At 60.0% G+C, this 23,091-nt stretch carries 19 protein-coding genes; 12 read left to right on the top strand and 7 right to left on the bottom strand.

Features of this window, described 5'->3' with window-relative positions; translation table 11 throughout:
* Positions 1 to 56 precede the first annotated feature (56 nt).
* The 5 genes from cysM (at position 57) to ACA043_RS21960 (ending at position 6,155) form a co-directional block, all read left to right on the top strand.
* Positions 57 to 959 (top strand): cysteine synthase CysM, encoded by a 903-nt coding sequence (gene cysM / locus ACA043_RS21980; protein ID WP_187680918.1) that lies wholly within the window; start codon positions 57 to 59, stop codon positions 957 to 959.
* Positions 959 to 2,335, top strand: coding sequence for a 23S rRNA (uracil(1939)-C(5))-methyltransferase RlmD (gene rlmD / locus ACA043_RS21975; RefSeq protein WP_497615141.1), 1,377 nt, complete (start codon positions 959 to 961; stop codon positions 2,333 to 2,335). The genes cysM and rlmD overlap by 1 nt, the downstream gene beginning before the upstream one ends.
* A 101-nt stretch (positions 2,336 to 2,436) precedes the next feature.
* A complete protein-coding gene (relA, locus tag ACA043_RS21970) occupies positions 2,437 to 4,680 on the top strand; it encodes a GTP diphosphokinase (protein ID WP_401271187.1) in 2,244 nt (747 codons plus the stop codon).
* Between the two features lie 73 nt (positions 4,681 to 4,753).
* Positions 4,754 to 5,587 (top strand): nucleoside triphosphate pyrophosphohydrolase, encoded by an 834-nt coding sequence (gene mazG / locus ACA043_RS21965; protein WP_401271185.1) that lies wholly within the window; start codon positions 4,754 to 4,756, stop codon positions 5,585 to 5,587.
* Positions 5,588 to 5,612: 25 nt separating this feature from the next.
* Positions 5,613 to 6,155: a DUF2058 domain-containing protein gene (locus ACA043_RS21960; RefSeq protein WP_016987455.1), complete on the top strand. Its 543-nt coding sequence runs from the start codon at positions 5,613 to 5,615 to the stop codon at positions 6,153 to 6,155.
* 69 nt (positions 6,156 to 6,224) lie between these two features.
* Here ACA043_RS21960 and ACA043_RS21955 read toward each other — a convergent pair whose 3' ends face one another.
* From ACA043_RS21955 to ACA043_RS21930, 6 genes are all read right to left on the bottom strand, one after another.
* Positions 6,225 to 6,413, bottom strand: a complete 189-nt coding sequence (locus tag ACA043_RS21955) for a hypothetical protein (RefSeq protein WP_187680916.1) — start codon at positions 6,411 to 6,413, stop codon at positions 6,225 to 6,227.
* Positions 6,414 to 6,802: 389 nt separating this feature from the next.
* Entirely contained in the window at positions 6,803 to 8,023 is a 1,221-nt protein-coding gene (gene fabB / locus ACA043_RS21950; protein ID WP_187681291.1) for a beta-ketoacyl-ACP synthase I, read from the bottom strand.
* Between the two features lie 11 nt (positions 8,024 to 8,034).
* A complete protein-coding gene (fabA, locus tag ACA043_RS21945) occupies positions 8,035 to 8,550 on the bottom strand; it encodes a 3-hydroxyacyl-[acyl-carrier-protein] dehydratase FabA (RefSeq protein ID WP_003227150.1) in 516 nt (171 codons plus the stop codon).
* 247 nt (positions 8,551 to 8,797) lie between these two features.
* Positions 8,798 to 10,702 carry an ATP-binding protein gene (locus ACA043_RS21940; protein ID WP_497657920.1) on the bottom strand — a complete coding sequence of 635 codons (1,905 nt, stop codon included), beginning with the start codon at positions 10,700 to 10,702 and terminating at the stop codon, positions 8,798 to 8,800.
* Entirely contained in the window at positions 10,699 to 11,631 is a 933-nt protein-coding gene (locus ACA043_RS21935; protein ID WP_497657919.1) for an ABC transporter substrate-binding protein, read from the bottom strand. Before ACA043_RS21935 ends, ACA043_RS21940 begins: the two co-directional genes overlap by 4 nt.
* A 1-nt stretch (position 11,632) precedes the next feature.
* Positions 11,633 to 13,756: a TonB-dependent receptor plug domain-containing protein gene (locus ACA043_RS21930; RefSeq protein ID WP_497657918.1), complete on the bottom strand. Its 2,124-nt coding sequence runs from the start codon at positions 13,754 to 13,756 to the stop codon at positions 11,633 to 11,635.
* Positions 13,757 to 13,952: 196 nt separating this feature from the next.
* Between ACA043_RS21930 and ACA043_RS21925 the strand changes: the two genes are divergently transcribed.
* From ACA043_RS21925 to ACA043_RS21905, 5 genes are all read left to right on the top strand, one after another.
* On the top strand, positions 13,953 to 14,978 hold the full coding sequence (locus tag ACA043_RS21925; RefSeq protein ID WP_187681295.1) for an NAD(P)H-dependent glycerol-3-phosphate dehydrogenase: 1,026 nt from the start codon (positions 13,953 to 13,955) through the stop codon (positions 14,976 to 14,978).
* A gap of 17 nt (positions 14,979 to 14,995) precedes the next feature.
* The gene (locus ACA043_RS21920; protein WP_095137170.1) at positions 14,996 to 15,343 is read left to right on the top strand and encodes a DUF4389 domain-containing protein; all 348 of its coding nucleotides are present in this window, start codon (positions 14,996 to 14,998) and stop codon (positions 15,341 to 15,343) included.
* Entirely contained in the window at positions 15,340 to 15,792 is a 453-nt protein-coding gene (sixA, locus tag ACA043_RS21915; RefSeq protein ID WP_489878976.1) for a phosphohistidine phosphatase SixA, read from the top strand. Before ACA043_RS21920 ends, sixA begins: the two co-directional genes overlap by 4 nt.
* Before the next feature lie 202 nt (positions 15,793 to 15,994).
* Positions 15,995 to 17,650 (top strand): AMP-binding protein, encoded by a 1,656-nt coding sequence (locus tag ACA043_RS21910; protein WP_497657917.1) that lies wholly within the window; start codon positions 15,995 to 15,997, stop codon positions 17,648 to 17,650.
* A gap of 32 nt (positions 17,651 to 17,682) precedes the next feature.
* The gene (locus ACA043_RS21905) at positions 17,683 to 18,126 is read left to right on the top strand and encodes a hotdog fold thioesterase (protein WP_497657916.1); all 444 of its coding nucleotides are present in this window, start codon (positions 17,683 to 17,685) and stop codon (positions 18,124 to 18,126) included.
* A gap of 1 nt (position 18,127) precedes the next feature.
* On the opposite strand, the gene ACA043_RS21900 is transcribed toward ACA043_RS21905, so the two are convergent.
* Complete coding sequence (locus ACA043_RS21900; RefSeq protein ID WP_497657915.1) at positions 18,128 to 21,058, bottom strand: RHS repeat-associated core domain-containing protein; 2,931 nt, start codon at positions 21,056 to 21,058, stop codon at positions 18,128 to 18,130.
* Between the two features lie 279 nt (positions 21,059 to 21,337).
* Here ACA043_RS21900 and ACA043_RS21895 point away from each other — a divergent pair, with 279 nt between their 5' ends.
* Together ACA043_RS21895 and ACA043_RS21890 are read left to right on the top strand one after the other, a co-directional pair.
* On the top strand, positions 21,338 to 22,144 hold the full coding sequence (locus tag ACA043_RS21895) for an alpha/beta fold hydrolase (protein WP_187681298.1): 807 nt from the start codon (positions 21,338 to 21,340) through the stop codon (positions 22,142 to 22,144).
* Entirely contained in the window at positions 22,141 to 22,995 is an 855-nt protein-coding gene (locus tag ACA043_RS21890) for an alpha/beta hydrolase (protein ID WP_497657914.1), read from the top strand. Before ACA043_RS21895 ends, ACA043_RS21890 begins: the two co-directional genes overlap by 4 nt.
* Positions 22,996 to 23,091 lie beyond the last annotated feature (96 nt).

Genomic DNA, 23,091 nt, shown 5'->3' with positions numbered 1-23,091 from the left:
TGCGCGGGTTTGCCGGTATGATAGGCGCCCCCGCACGTCTGGATTGCGAATACGCCATGACCCTGCAGTACCCAACCATCGCCGATTGCGTCGGCAACACTCCGCTGGTGCGTTTGCAGCGCCTGCCCGGTGCCACCAGCAACACCCTATTGCTCAAGCTCGAAGGGAATAACCCGGCGGGTTCGGTCAAGGACCGTCCGGCGCTGTCGATGATCACCCGTGCCGAGTTGCGCGGGCAGATCCACGCTGGCGACACCTTGATCGAAGCGACCTCGGGCAATACCGGGATCGCCCTGGCGATGGCTGCCGCGATCAAGGGTTACAAGATGATCCTGATCATGCCGGACAACTCCAGCGCAGAGCGCAAGGCGGCAATGACCGCTTACGGTGCCGAGCTGATTCTGGTCAGTCAGGAAGAGGGCATGGAAGGCGCTCGCGATCTCGCCCAACGGATGGAAGCCGAAGGCCGTGGCAAGGTGCTCGATCAGTTCGCCAATGGCGACAACCCTGAAGCGCATTACACCAGCACCGGCCCGGAAATCTGGCGCCAGACCCAGGGCACCATCACCCATTTCGTCAGCTCCATGGGCACCACCGGCACCATCATGGGCGTTTCGCGCTACTTGAAAGAGCAGAGCGACACCGTGCAGATCGTCGGTCTGCAACCGATGGAAGGCTCGGCCATTCCCGGCATTCGCCGCTGGCCGCAGGAATACCTGCCGAAGATTTATCAGGCCGACCGCGTCGACCGCATCGTCGACATGGCACAAAGCGAAGCCGAGGACGTCACCCGGCGTCTGGCTCGCGAAGAAGGCATCTTCTGCGGCGTGTCCTCGGGCGGTGCGGTGGCAGCGATGCTGCGCCTGTCCAAAGAAGTTGAAAACGCGGTGATCGTCGCGATCATCTGCGACCGTGGCGACCGTTATCTGTCGACCGGCATTTTCGACGCGCCCAACTGATGGCCAAGCACGAGAGAGGCCTGCGCTTCCAGCCCACCGGCGGCAGCAAGGCCCCGCAAATCCCGACCGGCAAAAAGCAGCGCTTGAGCATTGAGCGACTGGCCAATGACGGTCGCGGCATCGCGTTTTTCGAAGGCCGCACCTGGTTCGTCCTCGGCGCCCTGGCCGGTGAAGAGATCGAGGCACGGGTGCTCGGCACCCATGGCAAAGTGGTCGAAGCGCGCACCGAGCGCGTATTCACCGCCAGCGAACTGCGCCGTCCGGCGCCGTGTCAGCACGCCGGCCGTTGCGGCGGCTGCAGCGTCCAGCATTTGCCCCACAGCGAACAGCTTGCCCTGAAACAGCGCATGCTTGCCGAGCAATTATCGAAGGTCGCCGGTGTCGAACCGCAAGAGTGGGCAGCCCCGTTGACCGGCCCCGAGTTCGGCTATCGCCGTCGTGCCCGCATCGCTGTGCGCTGGGACATGAAAGCCAAGACGCTCGAAGTCGGTTTCCGCGCCGCCGGCAGTCAGGACATTGTCGCGATCAGTGAGTGCCCGGTGCTGGTACAGCCCTTGCAACCGATCATGACCCGTTTGCCGGAGATGCTTCGCCGTTTGAGCAAGCCTCAGGCGCTGGGCCATGTGGAATTGTTCAGCGGTTCATCGCTGGCAGTGTTGCTGCGGCACATGGCGCCGCTGTCCGAGGCGGATCTGACGATTCTCAAGGACTTCTGCCAGTTCCATGAAGCGCAACTGTGGCTGCATGGTGAAGGTGAGCCGCAACCGGTCGACGCCGCGCAGTCGCTGGGCTATCGCCTGGAACAGTGGGATCTGGATCTGGCTTACCGGCCGGGGGATTTCATTCAGGTCAACGCCGGCGTCAACGAAGCAATGGTCGCGCAGGCGCTGGATTGGCTGAAACCGACCCGCGACGAGCGTGTGCTGGACCTGTTCTGCGGTCTTGGCAACTTCGCTTTGCCGCTGGCCAAAACCGCACGCGAAGTGGTGGCAGTGGAGGGCGTGCAGACCATGGTCGAGCGCGCCGCTGCGAACGCCGCTAGTAACAATTTGCATAACACAAAGTTTTTTCAAGCCGATTTATCCCAGCCTCTGGCCGATGCCGAGTGGATCGCAAACGGCTTTTCTGCGGTACTCTTGGACCCACCGCGTGACGGTGCTTTCGAGGTGGTGCGCAAGCTCGCGACCCTGGGTGCCAAGCGGCTGGTTTACGTGTCGTGCAACCCGGCAACGCTGGCGCGCGATACGGTCGAATTGTTAAAGCAGGGCTACCGGTTAAAACGTGCCGGGATTCTCGATATGTTTCCACAGACGGCACATGTCGAGGCCATGGCGTTATTTGAAGCGAGCCAGGATGGCTCGTCTGAATCCGTCTGATCTGTCCGTGCCGCGCTCGCAATAGCCCCGCGAGCGCAAACGGGCGTTGAAGATCAGCGATTTGACGCATTGAATCTGCGTCGTAGGGAAGGTAAAGCAAGATGGTACAGGTGAGAGCACACCAGCCGATCAACACTGACGGCAGTATCAATCTCGAGGCTTGGCTCGATCACGCGGTCAGTGTCGATCTGGCACTGGATCGCGAAGCCTTGAAAGAAGCCTGCGAGTTCGCTCGCGAGGCCGAACAACAGTCCAATGCCAAGAAGAATCTGTGGGCCGAAGGCTCCGGCAGTTTCAGCGCCGGCCTGGAAATCGCCGAGATTCTCGCCGACCTCAAGCTCGATCAGGATTCGCTGGTCGCGGCGGTCCTCTATCGTGGCGTACGCGAAGGCCAGATCGAGCTGGCGGCAATCAGCCAGCGCTTTGGCCCGGTGGTTGCCAAGCTGATTGACGGCGTGCAGCGCATGGCCGCCATCAGCGCCAGTCTCAGTCCGCGTCAGTCGATGGTCATGGGCACGCAAGGGCAGGTGGAAAACCTGCGCAAGATGCTCGTGGCGATGGTCGATGACGTCCGCGTCGCGCTGATCAAGCTGGCCGAACGCACCTGCGCCATTCGTGCGGTGAAAACCGCCGACGACGAAAAACGTAACCGTGTCGCCCGGGAAGTCTTCGACATCTATGCGCCGCTCGCGCACCGGCTCGGCATCGGTCATATCAAATGGGAACTGGAGGACTTGTCCTTCCGGTACCTCGAGCCTGATCAATACAAACAGATCGCCAAGCTGCTCCATGAGCGACGGCTGGATCGTGAGCGTTTCATCGCCGATGTGATGACCCAGCTCAAGGATGAATTGCAGGCTACCGGCGTGGATGCGGATATCAGCGGCCGGGCCAAACACATCTATTCGATCTGGCGCAAAATGCAGCGCAAAGGTCTGGAATTCAGCCAGATCTACGACGTGCGCGCCGTGCGTGTGCTGGTGCCGGAAATGCGCGACTGCTACACCGCGCTCGGCATCGTCCACACCCTGTGGCGGCACATTCCGAAAGAGTTCGACGACTACATCGCCAACCCCAAAGAGAACGGCTATCGCTCGCTGCACACCGCCGTGATCGGCCCGGAAGGCAAAGTGCTGGAAGTGCAGATTCGCACCCACTCCATGCACGAAGAAGCCGAACTCGGGGTTTGCGCGCACTGGCGCTACAAAGGCACCGACGTCAAATCCGGCTCCAATCATTACGAAGAGAAAATCTCCTGGCTGCGTCAGGTGCTCGAGTGGCATGAAGAGCTGGGCGATATCGGTGGTCTGGCTGAACAGTTGCGGGTCGATATCGAGCCGGATCGGGTTTACATCTTCACTCCCGACGGTCACGCCATTGACTTGCCCAAAGGCGCAACCCCGCTGGACTTCGCCTACCGCGTGCACACCGAAATCGGTCACAACTGCCGTGGCGCGAAGATCAACGGGCGCATCGTGCCGCTCAACTACAGCCTGCAGACCGGTGAGCAGGTCGAGATCATCACCAGCAAACATGGCACGCCAAGTCGTGACTGGCTGAACTCGAACCTGGGTTACGTCACCACGTCGCGGGCGCGGGCGAAGATCGTTCACTGGTTCAAGTTGCAGGCCCGTGACCAGAACGTTGCCGCCGGTAAAACCCTGATCGAGCGCGAACTGACGCGTCTCGGTCTGCCAGCGGTGGATTTCGACAAGTTGGCGGACAAGGCCAACATGAAAACCGCCGAAGACATGTTTGCCGCACTCGGTGCCGGCGATCTGCGTCTGGCGCAACTGGTCAACCTCGCGCAGCAGTTGGTCGAGCCGGAACGCGGCAACGAACAGTTGGAACTGATCCCGCGCAAAGCCACCGGTTACAAACCGGGCAAGCGTGGCGACATCCAGATCCAGGGCGTCGGCAACCTGATGACGCAAATGGCGGGCTGCTGCCAGCCGCTGCCGGGCGATGCGATTGTCGGTTACATCACTCAGGGGCGTGGCGTGAGCATTCACCGTCAGGATTGCGCTTCGGTGCTGCAACTGGGCGGGCGCGAGCCGGAGCGGATCATTCAGGTCAGCTGGGGCCCGGTGCCGGTGCTCACCTATCCGGTGGATATCGTTATCCGCGCTTACGACCGTTCCGGTCTGCTGCGTGACGTCTCGCAGGTGCTGCTCAACGAGCGGATCAACGTACTGGCGGTCAACACCCGCTCGAACAAGGAAGACAACACCGCGCTGATGTCCCTGACCATCGAGATCCCGGGTCTGGATGCGCTGGGGCGGCTGCTGGGGCGGATTTCCCAGTTGCCGAACATCATCGAAACGCGGCGTAACCGCACCCCTTGAAGATTGATCGTTGATCGTTCCCATGCTCCGCGTGGGAACGATCAAGATCGCAAAGGGTTGAGTGAGATTTTTTATGTACAGCCTCGAAGACCTGCTCCATCTGATGAGCCGCCTGCGCGATCCTCAGTACGGTTGCCCGTGGGACATCAGACAAACCTACGCGACCATCGTCCCGCACACTCTCGAAGAAGCCTACGAAGTGGCCGATGCCATCGAACGCGGCGACTTCGATCACTTGCAGGGCGAGTTGGGAGATCTGCTGTTTCAGGTCGTCTATTACAGCCAGTTGGCTCGCGAAGAAGGGCGCTTCGAATTCGCCGGGGTGATCGACAGCATCACCCGCAAGCTGATTCGCCGTCATCCCCATGTTTTCCCTAGCGGCGATCTGTATGCGCCGCTGGATGTGCCGCGTTTGACCGAAGAGCAGGTCAAGCAGCGTTGGGAGGAAATCAAGGCCGAAGAACGTGCCGAGAAATCCGCCGCACCCGAGCAACTGTCACTGCTCGACGACGTGCCTGCCACGTTGCCCGCATTGTCGCGCTCGGCCAAATTGCAGAAGCGTGCAGGGCAGGTCGGTTTCGACTGGCCGGATGCCTTGCCGGTGCTCGACAAAGTGCGCGAAGAGCTCGACGAAGTGCTCGAGGCCATGTCTGAAAACGATCCCGTCGCGGTGGCTGACGAGATCGGCGATCTGCTGTTTTCCGTGGTCAATCTGGCCCGGCATTTGAAGGTCGACCCGGAAACCGCACTGCGTGGCGCCAACGGCAAGTTCGAAAGACGTTTCCGATTTATCGAACAGGCATTGCGCGACACCCACCGTCCCATAGAAGATTGCACCCTCGAAGAGTTGGACGCCCTGTGGGGTGAAGCCAAACGTCAGGAAAAGAATTTGCCTAGCTGCGGCTGAGCAACTGCCCAAGTGAGTAAGCACCATGAGTATTTCCCTTCGCGATCAGTTGCTCAAAGCAGGCCTGGTCAACCAAAAGCAGGCCAAACAGGTCAGCAAGGACAAGCAGAAACAGCAGCGTCTGGCCCACAAAGGTCAGATCGAGCTGGATGACTCGCAGCAGCGCGCCGCCCAGGAAGCCATGGCCGAGAAGGTCAAGCGCGACCAGGAGCTCAACCGTCAGCAGAAAGAGAAAGCCGAGGCCAAGGCCCGTGCCGCGCAGGTCAAGCAGTTGATCGAAGTCTCGCGTCTGCCGAAGCTGACCACCGAGGATTACTACAACTTCGTCGACGACAAGAAGGTCAAGCGTATCTCGGTCAACACGCTGATGCGCAACAAGCTCAGCAGTGGTTCGCTGGCGATCGTCCATCATGCCGGCGGCTACGAAGTGATCCCGCGTGAGGCGGCCCTGAAGATCCAGGAGCGCGACCCGCAACGCATCGTGCAGCTCAACGTGCAGACCGAAGAAGTCAGCACCGAGGACGATCCGTACGCGGCCTACCAGATCCCTGACGATCTGATGTGGTAAATCGATAAGCTCTAACAACGACAAACCCCGCTCATGGCGGGGTTTGTCGTTTTCAATGCTGTGGTTGCTTCAGGCGGAGCATAAATCCCGTTGCTGTTCTTGCAGTTCCAGTTCGGCCTTATAGTTGTGGGCGTCGTTCTCGTTATGGAACATCCCGACCAGCAGGTCTTGTTGATGCACGTCCCAGATCCGGATACCGGCGGCTACGCCTTCATGGGACATGTGTGAATCGTCGCGTTCAGTTACTTTTACAGTCATCTGCTAGCTCCAAATCTCAAGTTATCTGCAGCAAGGCGTGTGCAGGACTCTGTTATAGAATTTGTTAGGAGGCTAAGTAAACGGCTGATTCGCGCAAGGTGTTGTTGCGTTTTTTGCAACAGTGCTGCAGGCCGCTAAATCCGCGACATTCGGTCGCAGGGCGGTAAGTTGCATGACAGAAGTTTCATTTTCCGCCTCACACAATCCCATGTAGGAGCTGCCGAAGGCTGCGATCTTTTGATCTTGTCTTTTAAAAATCACAGTCAAAAGATCGCAGCCTTCGGCAGCTCCTACATGGGGGATTTGTGTCGGCCATGAGTTTTCTGCAGACCAAAAAAAACGCCCCGAACCAGTCGGGGCGTTTTCAGGTGTGGCTCAAGCCAGGGGAATTACTTGCCTTCCCAGCGCTTCAGTACCAGCGTGGCGTTGGTGCCGCCGAAGCCGAAGCTGTTGCTCATCACGGTGTTGATGGTGGCGTTCTCGCGGGTCTTGGTCAGCACCGGCAGATCGGCCACTTCAGGGTCCAGCTCGTCGATGTTGGCGGAACCGGCAATGAAGTTGCCTTCCATCATCAGCATGCAGTAGATCGCTTCGTGAACGCCGGCGGCGCCCAGGGAGTGACCGGACAGGCTCTTGGTCGAGCTGATCGCTGGAGCCTTGTCGCCGAACACTTCACGCACACCTTTCATTTCCGCAACGTCGCCGACCGGAGTCGAAGTGCCGTGGGTGTTCAGGTAGTCGATCGGGGTATCAACGGTGGACATCGCCATCTGCATGCAGCGGATCGCGCCTTCGCCACTCGGGGCAACCATGTCGTAGCCATCGGACGTCGCGCCGTAGCCAACGATTTCGGCGTAGATCTTCGCGCCACGGGCCAAGGCGTGTTCCAGCTCTTCAACCACGACCATGCCGCCACCGCCAGCGATGACGAAACCGTCACGGTCGGCGTCGTAGGCGCGGGAGGCTTTTTCCGGGGTGTCGTTACGCTTGCTGGACAGAGCGCCCATTGCGTCGAACAGGAACGACTGGCTCCAGTGCTCTTCTTCACCGCCACCGGCGAAAACGATGTCCTGCTTGCCCATCTGGATCTGTTCCATGGCGGTACCGATGCAGTGAGCACTGGTGGCGCAGGCAGAAGCGATGGAGTAGTTCAGGCCTTTGATCTTGAATGGCGTGGCCAGGCAAGCGGAAACGGTGCTGCTCATGGTCCGCGTTACGCGGTATGGGCCGACGCGCTTCACGCCTTTCTCGCGCAGGATGTCCAGCGCTTCCATCTGGTTCAGCGTGGAAGCACCGCCGGAGCCGGCAACCAGGCCGGTACGCGGGTTGGACACTTGCTCTTCGGTCAGGCCGGAGTCAGCAATGGCGTCTTTCATGGCCAGGTAGGCGTAAGCCGCTGCGTGGCCGACGAAGCGATAGATCTTGCGATCGATCAGCTCTTCAAGGTTGAGGTCGATGGAGCCGGAAACCTGGCTACGCAGACCCATTTCGGCATATTCCGGGTTGAACCGGATGCCAGGGCGGCTTGCACGCAGGTTAGCGGAGACGGTCTCTTTGTCATTGCCCAGGCACGAAACAATGCCCAGACCAGTGATAACGACGCGGCGCATGCGAATAACCCTTAGAAGTTGTCAGTGGAGGTGAACACGCCGACGCGAAGGCCTTCGGCGGTGTAGATTTCGCGACCGTCGACAGTCACCGAACCATCGGCGATGGCCAGGTTCAGCTTGCCTTTGAGGACGCGTTTGATATGAATGTTGTAGGTGACTTTCTTGGCGGTCGGCAGCACCTGACCGAAGAACTTCACTTCGCCCGAACCCAGCGCACGGCCGCGGCCCGGCAGGCCTTGCCAGCCCAGGAAGAAGCCGACCAGTTGCCACATGGCATCCAGACCCAGGCAGCCCGGCATCACCGGATCGCCTTCGAAGTGGCAAGCGAAGAACCACAGGTCAGGGTTGATATCCAGTTCGGCGACCAATTCACCTTTGCCGTACTTGCCGCCTTCTTCACTGATCAGAGTGATGCGATCGACCATCAGCATGTTCGGGGCGGGCAGTTGCGCGTTACCTGGGCCGAACAGCTCACCGCGACTGCAGCGCAGCAGATCTTCCCGAGTAAAGGCGTTTTGTTTGGTCATGCGAGCTCCTCAATAATCCCATGCGGCAGGTGGGGCAAATCTTCCCGACCGTTCGAAGCGTTCATGCCTCGAACCGGCAGCCTACTCATAGACTATTGCGTTGTGGTGAAAGTCACAGCACCAAGGACATGAATGTACACTTGTGCACTGAAATTTTTATTCAAGCCTCTTTTGAGGCTCGTTCGGGTGCCTAAGACTGCCGCACTTTCGCTTTTCACGCCAGTCGCAGATGGTCGAAAAGCCGTCACTACGACACCCATCGCTGCAGAATCTGCTGCAAGTCATTGCGTTTGAACGGCTTGGCCAGATAATCGTTCATGCCCGCCGACAGGCAGGTTTCCCGGTCACCCTGCAAAGCGTTTGCCGTCAATGCGATGATCGGTACATCGCTGCGTCCGTGCAGACAGCGAATCTGCCGCGTCGCCTCGTAGCCATCGATGATCGGCAGGCGACAGTCCATCAGGATCACTTCGAAATCACTGCTCTCGGCACTGCGCACCGCTTGCGCGCCATCAGTGGCGACACTGACAGTAAAGCCCAGACTGCGCAGCATCGCTTCAATCACGGTCTGGTTGACCGGATTATCTTCCACCAACAATACTCTGCGCCCCTCGCCATGGTCGTTGCCATTCAGTGCCCGTGGTGCGGCCAGTTGTGGTAACGCCTGCTTATATAAGGCCAGTGGAATTTCCAGGGTGAACACCGAGCCACGACCTTCTTCGCTCTGCGCACGCAAGGTGCCGCCCATGCGTTCGGCGAGGGTGCGGGCGATCGGCAGGCCGAGACCGGTGCCGCCGTAGCGTCGCGAGATCGAACTGTCGGCCTGCTGGAACGCGTTGAACATCAGCTCCAGGCTTTCGGACGAAATGCCGATGCCACTGTCGCGTACCGAGCAGGTGAACCACAGCAGTTCGTGATCCAGCGATTGCCACTGCGCTTCGATACTGACCCGGCCCTGTTCGGTGAACTTCAGGGCATTGCCGACCAGGTTCACCAGAATCTGCCGAATCCGCGTCGGGTCGCCCTGCACCTGCAAGCCGCGCATGTCCTCGGGAATTCGCAGATCAAGCGCCAGACCACGCTGCACCGCGCTGTGTTGGAACGACTGCGCGCAGGCCCCGATTACTTCAGCGAGATTGAACGGAATGTGTTCCATCTCAAGCTCGGAACGTTCGATGCGCGAAAAGTCGAGGATGTCGTTGATCACCTTGAGCAAGTGCTCGGTGGATTCCGAGGCTAGCGCGGCGTATTCGATTTGCTCCTCGGTCATTTCTGTTGTTTCAAGCAGTTGCAGCATGCCCAACACGCCATTCATCGGCGTGCGCAGTTCATGGCTCATCATCGCCAGAAAATCGGATTTGGCGTTGTTGGCCTTTTCCGCTTCCTCGCGGGTCTGGATCAATTGCGCCATGGCCTGCTGCTGTTCACGACTGGCCTGCTCCAGCGCCTGAGCGAGGTTGTTGATGTGCTGCGACAGGGCACCCAGTTCGGTGTCGTCGACAATCGGCAGCGGTGTTTTGAAGTCGCCGTCCTGAATCGCCTTGACCGCATTGCCGATATCGCGGATCGGCTGCGACAGACTGCCCGCCAGGCGTCGCGCCACGACGAAGGTGAAGAGCAGGGCGAACATCGCGAGAATCCCGGCCTTGAGCAGGATTTCCTGCTGACGCTGACTGAAGGCATCGTTGGAAAGACCGACGATCACACGCCCCAGATAATCCTCGTTGGCCGCACCACTGCTGGCTTTTGCGTCCTGAAAAAAATCATTGTTCAAAGCGATTCGTTGCAACCGCACCGGCGCCTGGAACACTTCGACCTGATGCGGGCGACGGTGTACATCCGCCGGTTGTTCGACGTACGCCAGAATTCGGTTGGCGCTGTCCTGTACCTCAAGAAACCGCACGTTGGGCGTTGCCAGCGTGGCCTTGAGCAGGCTTTCCAACACTTCGTTGTTGCCGGAAATCACTCCGTATTCGGTGGCGGGGGCCAGTTGGTTGGCGATCAGTTGGCCGGTGTGGTTCAGCTCCTGACGCAAATCCTGAATGCGTACAAAGGTGAAGAAACTGATCAGCATTAAGGTCAGCAACAGCGCCGGGCCCAGGCTGATCATCTGGGTGCGGGTGTTGATGTCCCAACGGCGACGAAAACTCATGGGCGGCGTTCTCCTTCAGCCAAAGCGCTGGCGACAGACGCGTCATCAAGCGGTTCGATCCCTAAGGAACGAGCCACCTGCGCATTACTTGAGACTTTAAAGTGTGCGGGATAGAGCGTTCTCGGCCAATTGGCAGGCGCTTGGTCGAGCAAATGGTCGAGCACGCTCAGCCAGTCGCTCTGGTCGCTGTAAGTGCTCGCCAGGCTGCCAGCACGGACAAACGCGGCGTTGGGGCCGACCAGCGCCAATTGCCTTGAGTAACTGCTGAGCAGCAGGTTTTTCGCGGTTTTCGGGTTGTACAGATCCGGGTCGTCGAGGCCCAGCAGCACGTCGCTGTTTTTCAGCACCTCTTGCAGTGGGCGGCTGTCGTGGGTGTTGTCCCAGCGTTGACTGACGATTTCCAGGTCCAAGGGGCGGGCTGCCAGTTGCAGTTCTTTAAGGAGGAACTCGCTGTGCTGATCGAACAACACGCCAACCCGTCGGGCCTGGGGCAGGATTCGCCGGATCAGTTGCAACTGCCGGCCCAGAGGTGGATCGCTCCACAGCAAGCTCAGGTGCGACGGCAGTGCCGAGCCAAGACGTTGCCGGGCTTGCAAACGGCTGATGCGCAAGACTAGCGTGGGCGGGCCTTGCGACTCTTGCAGACGCCAGTCGAGGCTCGGCAGGTCGAGCAAAATCAGGCGCAGGCTGGAGGGGAGTTTGCCCGGCACCGGCAGACTGGCCAATGGCTGGAAACGCACATTATCGGTCGGGCGCAACTCACTCAGCGCCTGAGCGAAGGCCTGCACGCCGGGGCTTTCTTCGGCGCCGGTCAATAGAATGTCGGCCGCCTGCACCGCCACGCCATGCAGCCATGCGGTCAAAAACAGGCACAGCACGGCCAGCCAGTGGCCAAGGGTCGGCGTCTTCCGTGACAGGCCGAAGCGCATCCTAGAACTCCAACTCGGCGCTGAAGTACATCACGCGGCGTTCGTCATAGTTGTTGTCGACGAACGTGGTCGGTTCGTTGTCGAGCCGCTGTTGCAACACGCCGGCCAGTTGCAGTTGGGCCTTGCCCAAAGCGATGCGTTTGGCGATGCGCGTGTCGACCCGTTCGAAGCGGTAGCCGTTGAGGGCGTTGTCGCCGTAATAGAAGAGGGCGCTGTTCCAGCCGTGCCCCCAATCGCGCAGCCAGCCGGCGGAACCGCTGTTGCTCGCGGTGAATTGCTGATCCAGCGGATTGCTCGCTTCGGCGTCGACGTAGGCGTAAGTGAAACGCAAGCGGTCGACCCTGCTCACGCGCCAGTCGAGTTGTGCTTCGCTGCCGCGAAACCGTGAGCTGTTGGCGTTGCTGGCGATGTATTGGTTGTTGCGCAGTGGCTCACTGATCATGCCGGTGATTTCGTCGTAGAACAGCTTCACATCCAGCGCTAGGCCTTGCTCGGGGAAATAGCCGTTGTAGCCGAGTTCGCGCGAACGCATATGTTCCTTGTCGAGATCGCCAGGGCCGCGAGTCTTGACGAAATAGCGCGCCGACGACTGGCCGTAGGCCGAAGGCCGCAGCTTGGTCACCTGATAGCTCCAGTTGACGTTGTTCTCGAACATGTCCGGCGAGCGGATCGCCTCCGAGTACACCGCACGCAGGCCGTGGCGCGGATTGATCAGGTAATTGACGGCGAAGCGCGGGGTCAGCGAACTGCCGATCAGTTGGGTGTCTTCGAACATCGCTCCGCCCTGCAACAACCAGTGTTCAGTCGCGCGCCACTCCAATTGGCCGAATGCACGCCAGGTGGTGTCATCCAGCGTGCCGTTGAAGTAGGTCTCGGAATCGGCCCGGTCGTAACGATAGTTCATGCCGCTGACCAGACGCAGGCTGTCAGACAGGCTGAGGGTGTCTTGCAGTTCGAGGTCGTAGCGCGACTCGCGGGCACTCTGATCGATATCGCCGCACAGGGTTTGACTGGCGCCGTTGCGCCACTGATCGAGCACACGATTGGCCAGCGCCATTTGCTGCGGCGTGCCGGATTCCGGGCCGGGGCCGAGGAAACGGTTGATATTGCGTGCCAGGCGTTCGGTGTAATTCGGGTCGATTTGCCACAGTTGCGTCAACTCGGGGCTGAACGACACCTCGGCGTCGCAGGCGCGCCAGGTTTGCTGGCGATCCCAGTGTTGCGCCGAGCCTTGGATATAGAGGCTGTGTTCGGGATTGATGTCGAGGTTCCAGCGCACCGAACCGGCGTAGTCCTTGGCTATCACGTCGGAATTGTTCCCGGCGGCGGTAATCCCCGAGAACACCGGGCGGTAGGTGTAGGGCCGCTGGTTGGTGCCGTCCTTTGCGTTGACCTGCCAGTCGATACTCTGGTTGTCACTGAGGGTTTGGCTGACGGCGAGACTGAAACGATTCAAGCGACGATTGTCACGGTAATCGGCACCGGTTCGATCGGTGTCGAACCCATCATCTTCCTGACCGGACAGCGACAGGCGCAGGTCGCCGCCATTCCATCCCGTGCCCTGGCTGGCATAGAAGTCATTGATGCCGCGCTGGCCGCGAGTAATCTTCAGCCGCGTGCCGTGGCTGTCCGCCGGGTTGCGGGTGATGATGTTGACCACCGCCATCAACGCGTTGGCACCGTAGCTGACGGTGTTAGGGCCACGAAAGACTTCGATGCGCTCGATGTCCTCGATGGCCACCGGAATATCGCTCCAGTCCACCGTGGCCAGGCCTGCGCGGTACACCGAACGACCATCGATCAACACCTGCATGCGCCGTGCTTCGCTGGCGTTGGTGCCGTGATAATTGACCGCTGCCTGATTGCCGCTGATGTTGCCGACCATCATCCCCGGCACCAGACGCAGCAGTTCGCTGATGTCGCGGGCGCCGCTGGCGGTGATCAATTCGCTGTCGAGCACGGTCATGCTCCCCGGCACTTCCGAAGGCGTCTGTTTCAACCGAGTGGCCGTCAGCACCTGTGGCAGCGCTTCGCTGTCCATGAACAGATCGTCCGCCTGCAACAAAGGGCTGAACAGCAGCGCCAGCAGCAGAGAGGAACGTGATGGGGAAGGGCCAGAAAACACGACACAGCCTATAGAGTGAAGAATTGGCGCGCATGTTAACCGAGGGCTGCGACTTTTCCAGTCACGTTGCAGGCATTTTCCTAGGTTTTATTGGTCTTCTTCCTACAAGTGTCGGTAATTGACGTGGGGGCTGGCCGCGACCGGGTCGCCCCGTATAATGCCGCCATCGCCACTGGTATGGATTAACGGATTGCATATGACTGAACAGCGCCCGATTGCGGTCCTGGGAGGCGGAAGTTTTGGTACCGCCGTGGCCAATCTTCTGGCCGAGAACGGCCATCAAGTCTTGCAGTGGATGCGTGACCCGGAGCAGGCCGAGGCCATCCGGGTCAATCGCGAAAACCCGCGTTACCTCAAAGGCATCAAGATTCTGCCGGGCGTGACTGCGGTCACTGACCTGCAAGCCACTCTCGACGCCTGCGACCTGTGCTTTGTCGCGCTGCCGTCCAGCGCGTTGCGCACGGTGCTGGCGGCTCACGCCGAGCGGCTGAGCGGCAAAATGCTGGTCAGCCTGACCAAAGGCATCGAAGCCCACACCTTCAAACTGATGAGCCAGATCCTCGAAGAGATCGCCCCGCAGGCACGCATCGGCGTGTTGTCCGGGCCGAATCTGGCGCGGGAAATCGCCGAACACGCGCTGACCGCCACGGTGGTTGCCAGTGAGGACGAAGAACTGTGCAAGCAGGTGCAAGCGGCGCTGCATGGCCGCACCTTCCGCGTTTATGCCAGCGCCGACCGTTTCGGTGTCGAGCTGGGCGGGGCCTTGAAAAACGTTTACGCGATCATCGCCGGCATGGCGGTGGCGCTGGAAATGGGCGAGAACACCAAGAGTATGCTGATCACTCGCGCCTTGGCCGAGATGACCCGGTTTGCGGTCAATCAGGGCGCCAACCCGATGACCTTCCTTGGCTTGGCCGGCGTTGGCGATCTTATCGTCACGTGCTCGTCGCCCAAGAGCCGCAACTATCAGGTCGGATTCGCCCTCGGTCAGGGCCTGAGCCTTGAAGAAGCGGTATCGCGCCTCGGTGAAGTCGCCGAAGGGGTGAACACCCTGAAGGTGCTCAAAGCCAAATCCCAGGAGGTTGGCGTGTACATGCCGCTGGTCGCCGGGCTGCACGCCATTCTGTTCGAAGGACGCACGCTGGAGCAGGTGATTGGTCTACTGATGCGGGCCGAGCCGAAAACCGACGTCGACTTTATTTCCACCAGTGGTTTCAACTGATTCACAGGAAACGACATATGAACGATCCGAAAACCGAAGCCAAGTACGAATCCATCCTTCTGCGGGTGTTGTGGATGATCGTCTACGTGCTGGTCTGGCAAGTGGCGCAGTTCATCCTCGGCGCGGTGGTGCTGGTGCAACTGATCTATCGTTTGATCTATGGCGCCCCGAGCGCCAGCCTGATGAATTTCGGCGACAGCCTGAGCCAGTTTCTGGCGCAGATCGGCCGCTTCGGCAGCTTCCACAGCGACCAGAAACCCTGGCCGTTCGCCGACTGGCCAACGCCGCGTACCCCGGAAGGTGAAGCGCCGCACGCCGTGCCGCCAGCACCGCATCCGGCCCGAGATGAGGAACCCAAGCTATGAAACTCTGGGTGTTGCGTCACGGCGAGGCCGTGCCTTATGGCTCGCGCCCCGATTCCGAGCGCGAGCTGACCCAGCACGGTCGCAAAGAAGTCCTGCGCAGTGCGGCCCACCTGAAGGGCAAGCCATTGACCGCGATCTACGCCAGCCCTTATCTGCGCGCGCAGCAGACCGCACAGATTGTCCGCGAGGTGCTGAAATTCGAGCCGGAGATTCGCACGGTCGAGTGGCTGACGCCGGAAGTTGATCCGGACAAGGTCACCGATCAGCTGGTGTCGGTGAGCAATGTACTGCTGGTCAGTCACAACCCGTTGGTGGGCAATCTGTTGAGCTATCTGCAACATGGCGCCGGGTATCCGCCGGAGCGGGTCAGCACGGCGGGGTTGGCTGAGCTTGAGAGTCCTGAACTGCTGATCGGCTCGATGACCCTCAACAGCCTCAAGCACCCATAACGCTGATCCCTTTGTGGGAGCGAGCCTGCTCGCGAAAGCGGAGTGTCATTCACAACTTATGTGCCTGACACCCTGCATTCGCGAGCAGGCTCGCTCCCACATGTTCTCTGTGTCGTCGGAAATTATTTGTGTGAATTTTCCAACCAAGCACTTGCTTGGTTGACTACGCTTGCTCCAGACCAAAAAAACAGGAGCGAGTCGCATGTCTGCCGCATTCCGTTTGCCGCTGGACGTGTTTTACGAACGCGAGGGCCGGCACCCGCGCCAGCGCTTCCTCGTGCAACCTGTCGGCGGTGGGCAGGTCGAGACCCTGACCTGGGCCGACGTCGGTCATCAGGCCCGCTGCGCTGCGCACTGGCTGCGTGCCCGGGAATTGCCGCAAGGCAGCCACATCGCCCTGATCTCGAAAAACTCCGCACACTGGATCATTGCCGATCTGGCGATCTGGATGGCCGGGCACGTTTCGGTGCCGCTGTATCCCAACCTCACCGCCGACTCCGTGGCTCAAGTACTCAATCACTCGGAAAGCGTCTTGGTGTTCATCGGCAAACTCGATGACTGGCCGGGCATGTCCAAAGGTGTGCCGGCAGATCTGCCGACCATCAGCCTGCCGCTGCATCCGCCCGGCGAGTTCGATTTCAGTTGGGATGACCTGCAGCGCAGTTCGCCAATTCAAGACGACCCGCGTCCCGCCGCCGAGCAACTGGCGACCATCATCTACACCTCCGGCACCACTGGCCTGCCCAAAGGCGTGATGCACAGCTTTGCCAATCTCGGGTTCGCGACGACCCGGGGCACGCAGTTGTTCGGGCTCAACGAGAGTGATCGACTGCTGTCGTACCTGCCGTTGTGCCACGTCGCCGAGCGCATGTTCGTTGAGCTGGCTTCGATCTACACCGGGCAGACCGTGTTCTTTGCTGAAAGCCTCGACACTTTTATCACTGACCTCAAGCGTGCGCGGCCGACGGCGATGTTCGGCGTGCCGCGGATCTGGACCAAATTCCAGATGGGCGTCTACAGCAAGATCCCGGCCAAGCGTCTGGATTTCCTCCTCGGCCTGCCGTTCATTGGCAAACGGGTAGGGCACAAAGTGCTGGCAGGCCTGGGGCTTGATGCCTTGCGCGTTGCTCTGTCCGGCGCAGCACCGGTGCCGCAGACTTTGCTCACCTGGTATCAGAAGCTCGGGCTCGATGTGCTGGAGGTCTATGGCATGACCGAGAGTTGCGGCTACTCGCACATCTGCCTGCCGGGCCAGTACAAACAGGGCTGGATCGGCAAACCGTGCCCGGATGTCGAGGTGCGCATCGATGAGTCAGGCGAGGTGCAGGTGCGCAGTCGGGCGAACATGCTCGGCTATTTCAAGGAACCGCAGAAAACCGCTGAAACCCTCACAGAAGATGGCTTCCTGCGTACTGGCGACAAGGGCGAGCAGGATGCCGAGGGACGTCTGCGATTAACCGGGCGGTTGAAGGAGATTTTCAAGACCAGCAAAGGCAAGTACGTGGCGCCGGCACCGATCGAAAACCGTCTGGCGGTGCATTCGCGAATCGAGCAGGTGTGCGTGGTCGGTGATGGCCTGAGTGCGCCGCTGGGCTTGTGCGTACTCTCAAGCGTCAATCAGGAGGAGCCGCGTGCGAGTCTGCATTCGAGCCTGGAAAAACTTCTGGAAGACGTCAATGCCGTGCTCGACAAACACGAACGCCTGCGTCGGTTAGTGGTGGTCAAGGACAGTTGGGCGGTGGAAAACGGCTTTCTCACGCCGACCCTGAAAATCAAACGCAACGTCATCGAAGACACCTACGGCGCCCGCTTCGAAGAATGGAGCGAGCGCAGTGAGGCAGTGCTGTGGCAGGATTGAGCGACCACTAAAAACAACAAAGGAAGTCTGCGATGAGTCTGTGGCGCACCATCCCGAACATCGAGCAGTTGAACGCGATCCAGAAAAACACCATCGGCGAAGTGCTGGATATCCGCTTCGAAGCGTTCGATGAAGAATCGCTGACCGCGAGCATGGTCATCGACCATCGCACTCACCAGCCTTACGGATTGCTGCATGGCGGCGCATCGGTGGTGCTGGCGGAAACCGTCGGTTCGATGGCCAGCTATTTGTGCATCGACGCGAGCAAGTTTTACTGCGTGGGGCTGGAGATCAACGCCAACCATTTGCGCGGCTTGCGCAGTGGTCGGGTGACGGCGGTGGCCAAGCCGATTCATATCGGCCGCACGACGCACGTGTGGGATATCCGTCTGACCAGCGATGAAGGCAAGGCCAGTTGTGTGTCGCGATTGACCATGGCGGTGGTGCCTTTGGGGCAGACGCCACCTTCGAGTTGAGTCATACGCTACCTCGTCTGATCACACTCATGGGCAGGTCGCCCGCGTTCGGTGTTTCCGGGTGATAACCGGCGGGTGTCGCATCTCTCCAAATCCGGTTCGCTGGAGTGAAACGATCCAGAGTGAAGTCCCCATCATCGTGCCTGGCCAGCTCGAAGGCGCCACGCTGCACATGCTGTCCCACGTATGTCCGGGCCTCGGTGGGAGTGGCCAGGCTTGTGATGACGGCTGAGCGCAAGTGGGCATTGTCGATGGCGCTTGTCAGAGGTTCGGCGAGCAATGTCAGTGATGCGGTCAAGGTCGAGCCGGCGGTGCGCGTCACTACGCCATATAGCCATTCCGCGCCGTTTGGCAGAGAAAGCTCAGAGTGTTCCGGACTGCGATACTCCCCCCCACGCAATGAATTGATCGTGGTGATGGATACGCCATCCACACCTTCGACGACAGCACTGATCATGAAATCAACGCCGGGGGCGAGCCCTGCCGTGAGCGCACCGTCTGCCAAAAGAACACCCCCATAGAAGGCCGTGCGCCATGCCGTTGTGGTGCCGGAAGGAGCAATCGTAACGCTGGGGCCGACGTTGGCGAGCGCGCGTTGGCCTGCTTCCCTAGTCATGCCCCCCGGCACGCTGGCAAGAATACTGATGGCTGTGAGATTTAAGGCTTCCCCGTCGGCCAGGTACGCATAAAGCGGGGCAGCCGCTCCCGCCGCAGCGCCCGCCAGCCCCAAGATGCCGGCCATGACTTTCTGTGTGGTGCGGCTGTAGTTACGGCTGCTGGCAATACGACTGCCTGCTCCTATCCCCATGGATCCACCGGCCAATGCACCCGCCATGCTGCCCGCTATGGTCAATCCCAGATTGACACCCGGGTCTGGCGGTGTGTGCGGGTCGTCGCTTGCCCATCCCTCCAGTCCTTTTGCTGCAAAATATTTAATCGCCCCCCCGGCCAGTGCACTCAGACTGTCGCGGGCAAAGGTTGCGAGCGCCGCGCCCGTGCCCTCTCTTACAGTGACCAGCCCCTGAAAGTCGATATGCCCTATAGGGTTGCCGTGCACCATGGCAAACAGATTCAGGCCATCGGTTGCACCTAGTGGGTCTGCATTGATCCAGCGTTGAAACCAAGGCGGGTAGTAACGAAAACCGTAGTAATACAGTCCGCTGGCATCCCGTTCTTTTCCTGAATAGCGCTGGGTCTTGTAGTTCGCTTCGACCAGGCTTCGGCCCGCCCACCAACAGGTACCGCCAAAGGGGTAGTAGCTTTCGCGCGAGATAATCTGTGCCTGTGCGTCCAGTTCAACGGTGCTGGAGTTCAAGTGATCGGTGAAGCTGTAGCGTTGCTGATCTTGCTTCATGTCGCCTGGTGGAGTTTTTTCCCAGTGCAGCACCTGGACTGTCGCGCGACCGGCCTTGATCGTCATGACGTGGACTATCTGATCCGGCTCTGTGCGAATTTCCAGACCGGGCAGGTAACGGGTTTCATTGAAACGTTGCACTGCGCCAGTGTAAGCCTGACGGATTTTTCGCTGGCGCTGACCGCCGCTGTCGTAAACGTAAAATTCGAGATCATTCGGCTCATCCTCACGAACCACCTGATCGACCTGCTGCAACTCATTGCGTGGATTCCACTGCAGGACTTGTCCGCGTTGCAGAAACACGCGGTTTCCATTGGCGTCGTAAGCGGCGGCAATCGCCTGCTCATCGGGCAACTGGCCGTCGGGAGGGGCCGGCAGGCTGCGATTGCTGGCGCTGGCCACAACCGTGCGCTCGGTGCGGTTTCCACTGGCGGCGCGGTGCTCCATCAATAGCAGATTGCCGGCCGGATCATAGGTGTAGGTACGCGTATAGTTTTCCAGTTGTCCCGGATCGGCGGGAGAGATAAATGCGGGTAACTGTGGCCCACCGGGAGCGTTACGGATCTGCCGGCCACTGGCTTGGATCAAGCGCGAGAGACTGTCGTAACGGTAGCTGCAGATCGCCTCGGATCGCTGGTTGCGGTGATAGGTCACCGCTTCTGCAGTATCGGTGATGCGGGTGATGTTGCCGATCGCATCATACGCGTAGGACAGATCCTGCAGGATCGAGCCATTGCTGGTCTGACTCGTCAGATGTTGCAGGCGACCATCGTCGAGGCTGAATGTCGCGTGGGAGATCACGTCATTTCCAGCGCGCTGCTGTTCAATAAGCCCGAAGGCGTTGTAGCGGATATCGCTGACCAGCATCTGGCTGTCGTCGTTTGCAGCCAGTGTCAGACGGGTTTCTTTCAATTGGCCGGCCAGGTCTTGCAGCAGCGTTTGCCGATTACCCATGGCATCAGTCTGGCCAATCAACTCGCCCATGGCGTTGTAGCTGAAATGGGTCGTGGCGGGGAGAGCTTCAAGAAATACATCCCGCTCGGCTTCCATTTTCGGCCAGTTCACTGGCCAGCCGGGGTCGGCGCTGAAGGCGCGATGAAGTTGCAGTGGCTGGCCACTCATGTTGAATTCGGGGAAGTGCAGGGTGCCTGCAGTGTCATCATGGCGAATCAATCGGCCCAGGCGGTTATGGTCGTCTTCAGCCGTTCCGTCGAAGTAAGTGAAGCGCTCCGTGCAGTGTTCAGGCTCGCCCGCAGACTGCTCGAAAGTGGCGCTCGGTCGTCGCAAAGGATCATGGTGGGTACGGCTGTGGTTGCGCTTCTGATCCCAGCCTTCAACATGGGCGCCGTCCTCTGCGAGCAAGCTCGAGCGCCAGCCGGCGTCGGTATTTTCGCTCGACAGCAAGGCTCCCGACAGGCTGAACACATTGCTCTGATTCGCAGGGCCCGGCTTTTCAGATGTGTGCTCGCGGAACAGTCGTGGGTCGCGGCTGAATACCGTGCGGCCAGCCGCGTCATGCGTATGGTGAATGATGTAACGCTCAGGCGCCGAGGTCTCATCGCGACGATGGTAATTCACGCCGCGCAGTACCAGGCCTCGAGCGTCAAAGGCTTGGATGGCAGGTGTATTCGCGTGAGTCATGGGCGCCGGCAATGTTAATGAGGATGATGTTCTTATCAGCCTGAACGCGGATTGGGTCAACTGACAGAACTGACAGTTGACAACAGCACCCTCGCGGCGACGGCTGAGCTATAGCCATGGCGTGACTGTCATCATTCCTGGCAGTTACGGTCATTGCCGCCGGCTTCGGTCTTACGGACAATCAACGCCACGTTTCCCGCTCATGGATTTACCGGTATGTCGCAACCGATCTTTTTCGCCCACGCCAACGGTTTCCCTTCGGGCACCTATGGCAAGTTGTTCGCGGCGCTGGCGCCCGAGTATCGGGTCGCGCATCTGGAGCAGCATGCCCATGACCCGCGTTTCCCGGCGGATGACAACTGGTACAACCTCGTTGACGAGTTGATCCACCATCTCAAACAGCAAGACCAGCCGGTGTGGGGCGTCGGTCATTCCTTCGGTGGTGTGCTGCATTTACACGCGGCGCTGCGTTGCCCTGAGTTGTATCGCGGCGTGGTGATGCTCGATTCGCCGGTGCTGACCCGCACGGATCAATGGGTGATTCGCGCCGCCAAGCGCTTTGGTTTCATCGATCGATTGACTCCGGCCGGCCGCACACTCGGGCGCCGCGAAGAGTTCGCCGACCTCGACAGCGCGCGCAGTTACTTCGCCGGCAAGAGCCTGTTTCGTGGCTTTGACCCGGAATGCTTCGACGCTTACCTGCAACATGGCCTGCACAAGGTCGGCGACAAGCTGCGTCTGCGTTTCGATCCGGCCACCGAGATCAGCATCTATCGCGGCGTGCCGCACACCAGCCCGGGGCGCACTCGTCAGTTGCAGGTACCGCTGGCGGTGGTGCGTGGGCACAAGAGTCGCGTGGTGATGCGCCATCACACCCACTTTGTTTCACGCCTTGCCCAGGGAGAGGCGCTGAGTATGCCCGGTGGCCATATGTTTCCCCTTGAGCGACCGCAAGACACCGCGCGGCTGCTGAAGAATCTGTTCACTCGCTGGGAAAACCGTCAGGACAAGGATTGCGCATGAGCCAGACAGTCGAAGAGGTGCGCCTGAGCCTGCCGCATATCGAGTTGGCAGCGCATTTGTTCGGCCCTGAGGATGGCTTGCCGGTGATCGCCCTGCATGGCTGGCTCGACAACGCCAACAGCTTCGCGCGCCTGGCGCCCAAGCTCAAAGGCCTGCGCATTATTGCGCTGGACATGGCTGGGCATGGGCATTCCGGGCATCGACCGAAGGGCGCCGGTTATGCGCTGTGGGACTACGCCCATGATGTGCTGCAAGTTGCCGAACAACTGGGCTGGAAACGGTTCGGCCTGCTCGGGCATTCGATGGGCGCCATCGTTTCACTGGTGCTGGCGGGCTCGCTCCCGGAGCGTATCAGCCATCTGGCTTTGATCGACGGGGTGATTCCTCCTACAGACAAAGGCGAAAACGCTGCCGAGCGCATGGGCATGGCCCTGCAAGCGCATCTGGATCTGCGCGAGAAGCGCAAACCGGTCTACAACACCCTCGACCGTGCCATCGAAGCGCGAATGAAAGGCTTGGTGGCGGTCAGTCGTGAGGCTGCAGAGTTGTTGGCTCAACGCGGTTTGATGCCGGTGCCCGGCGGTTACACCTGGCGCACCGACAATCGCCTGACCCTGCCTTCGCCATTGCGCCTGACTCAGGAGCAGGCGATGGCATTCGTCCAGCGCATCGGTTGCCCGGCGCAATTGGTGGTCGCGGCCGACGGCATGCTGGCCAAACATCCGGAGCTGCTGGAGCGTCTACCCTTTAGCAGGGAACAGCTGCCGGGCGGGCACCATTTGCACCTCAACGACGAGGCCGGTGCCGACCTTGTCGCAGACTGTTTCAATCGGTTCTTCGCCATTCCTTGACTTGCAGCGGGCAACTGTCGAGGCTGGGCGGGTTGAAATGGGAGACAACCACGATGGATTTCTATACCGCTGCGACCCCGAATAGCCAAGTCATGC

The sequence above is a fragment of the Pseudomonas sp. LBUM1648 genome (genome assembly GCF_059716145.1).
The sequence above is the reverse complement of the archived record's forward strand: the minus strand, read 5'-3'. Positions and strand labels throughout refer to the sequence as shown.

Bases quoted from the DNA above. Each gene is read 5' to 3' on its own strand.
- cysM (WP_187680918.1), top strand. From the start codon at position 57: ATGACCCTGCAGTACCCAACCATCGCCGATTGCGTCGGCAACACTCCG.
- rlmD (WP_497615141.1), top strand. From the start codon at position 959: ATGGCCAAGCACGAGAGAGGCCTGCGCTTCCAGCCCACCGGCGGCAGC.
- relA (WP_401271187.1), top strand. From the start codon at position 2,437: ATGGTACAGGTGAGAGCACACCAGCCGATCAACACTGACGGCAGTATC.
- mazG (WP_401271185.1), top strand. From the start codon at position 4,754: ATGTACAGCCTCGAAGACCTGCTCCATCTGATGAGCCGCCTGCGCGAT.
- ACA043_RS21960 (WP_016987455.1), top strand. From the start codon at position 5,613: ATGAGTATTTCCCTTCGCGATCAGTTGCTCAAAGCAGGCCTGGTCAAC.
- ACA043_RS21955 (WP_187680916.1), bottom strand. From the start codon at position 6,413: ATGACTGTAAAAGTAACTGAACGCGACGATTCACACATGTCCCATGAA.
- fabB (WP_187681291.1), bottom strand. From the start codon at position 8,023: ATGCGCCGCGTCGTTATCACTGGTCTGGGCATTGTTTCGTGCCTGGGC.
- fabA (WP_003227150.1), bottom strand. From the start codon at position 8,550: ATGACCAAACAAAACGCCTTTACTCGGGAAGATCTGCTGCGCTGCAGT.
- ACA043_RS21940 (WP_497657920.1), bottom strand. From the start codon at position 10,702: ATGAGTTTTCGTCGCCGTTGGGACATCAACACCCGCACCCAGATGATC.
- ACA043_RS21935 (WP_497657919.1), bottom strand. From the start codon at position 11,631: ATGCGCTTCGGCCTGTCACGGAAGACGCCGACCCTTGGCCACTGGCTG.
- ACA043_RS21925 (WP_187681295.1), top strand. From the start codon at position 13,953: ATGACTGAACAGCGCCCGATTGCGGTCCTGGGAGGCGGAAGTTTTGGT.
- ACA043_RS21920 (WP_095137170.1), top strand. From the start codon at position 14,996: ATGAACGATCCGAAAACCGAAGCCAAGTACGAATCCATCCTTCTGCGG.
- sixA (WP_489878976.1), top strand. From the start codon at position 15,340: ATGAAACTCTGGGTGTTGCGTCACGGCGAGGCCGTGCCTTATGGCTCG.
- ACA043_RS21910 (WP_497657917.1), top strand. From the start codon at position 15,995: ATGTCTGCCGCATTCCGTTTGCCGCTGGACGTGTTTTACGAACGCGAG.
- ACA043_RS21905 (WP_497657916.1), top strand. From the start codon at position 17,683: ATGAGTCTGTGGCGCACCATCCCGAACATCGAGCAGTTGAACGCGATC.
- ACA043_RS21895 (WP_187681298.1), top strand. From the start codon at position 21,338: ATGTCGCAACCGATCTTTTTCGCCCACGCCAACGGTTTCCCTTCGGGC.
- ACA043_RS21890 (WP_497657914.1), top strand. From the start codon at position 22,141: ATGAGCCAGACAGTCGAAGAGGTGCGCCTGAGCCTGCCGCATATCGAG.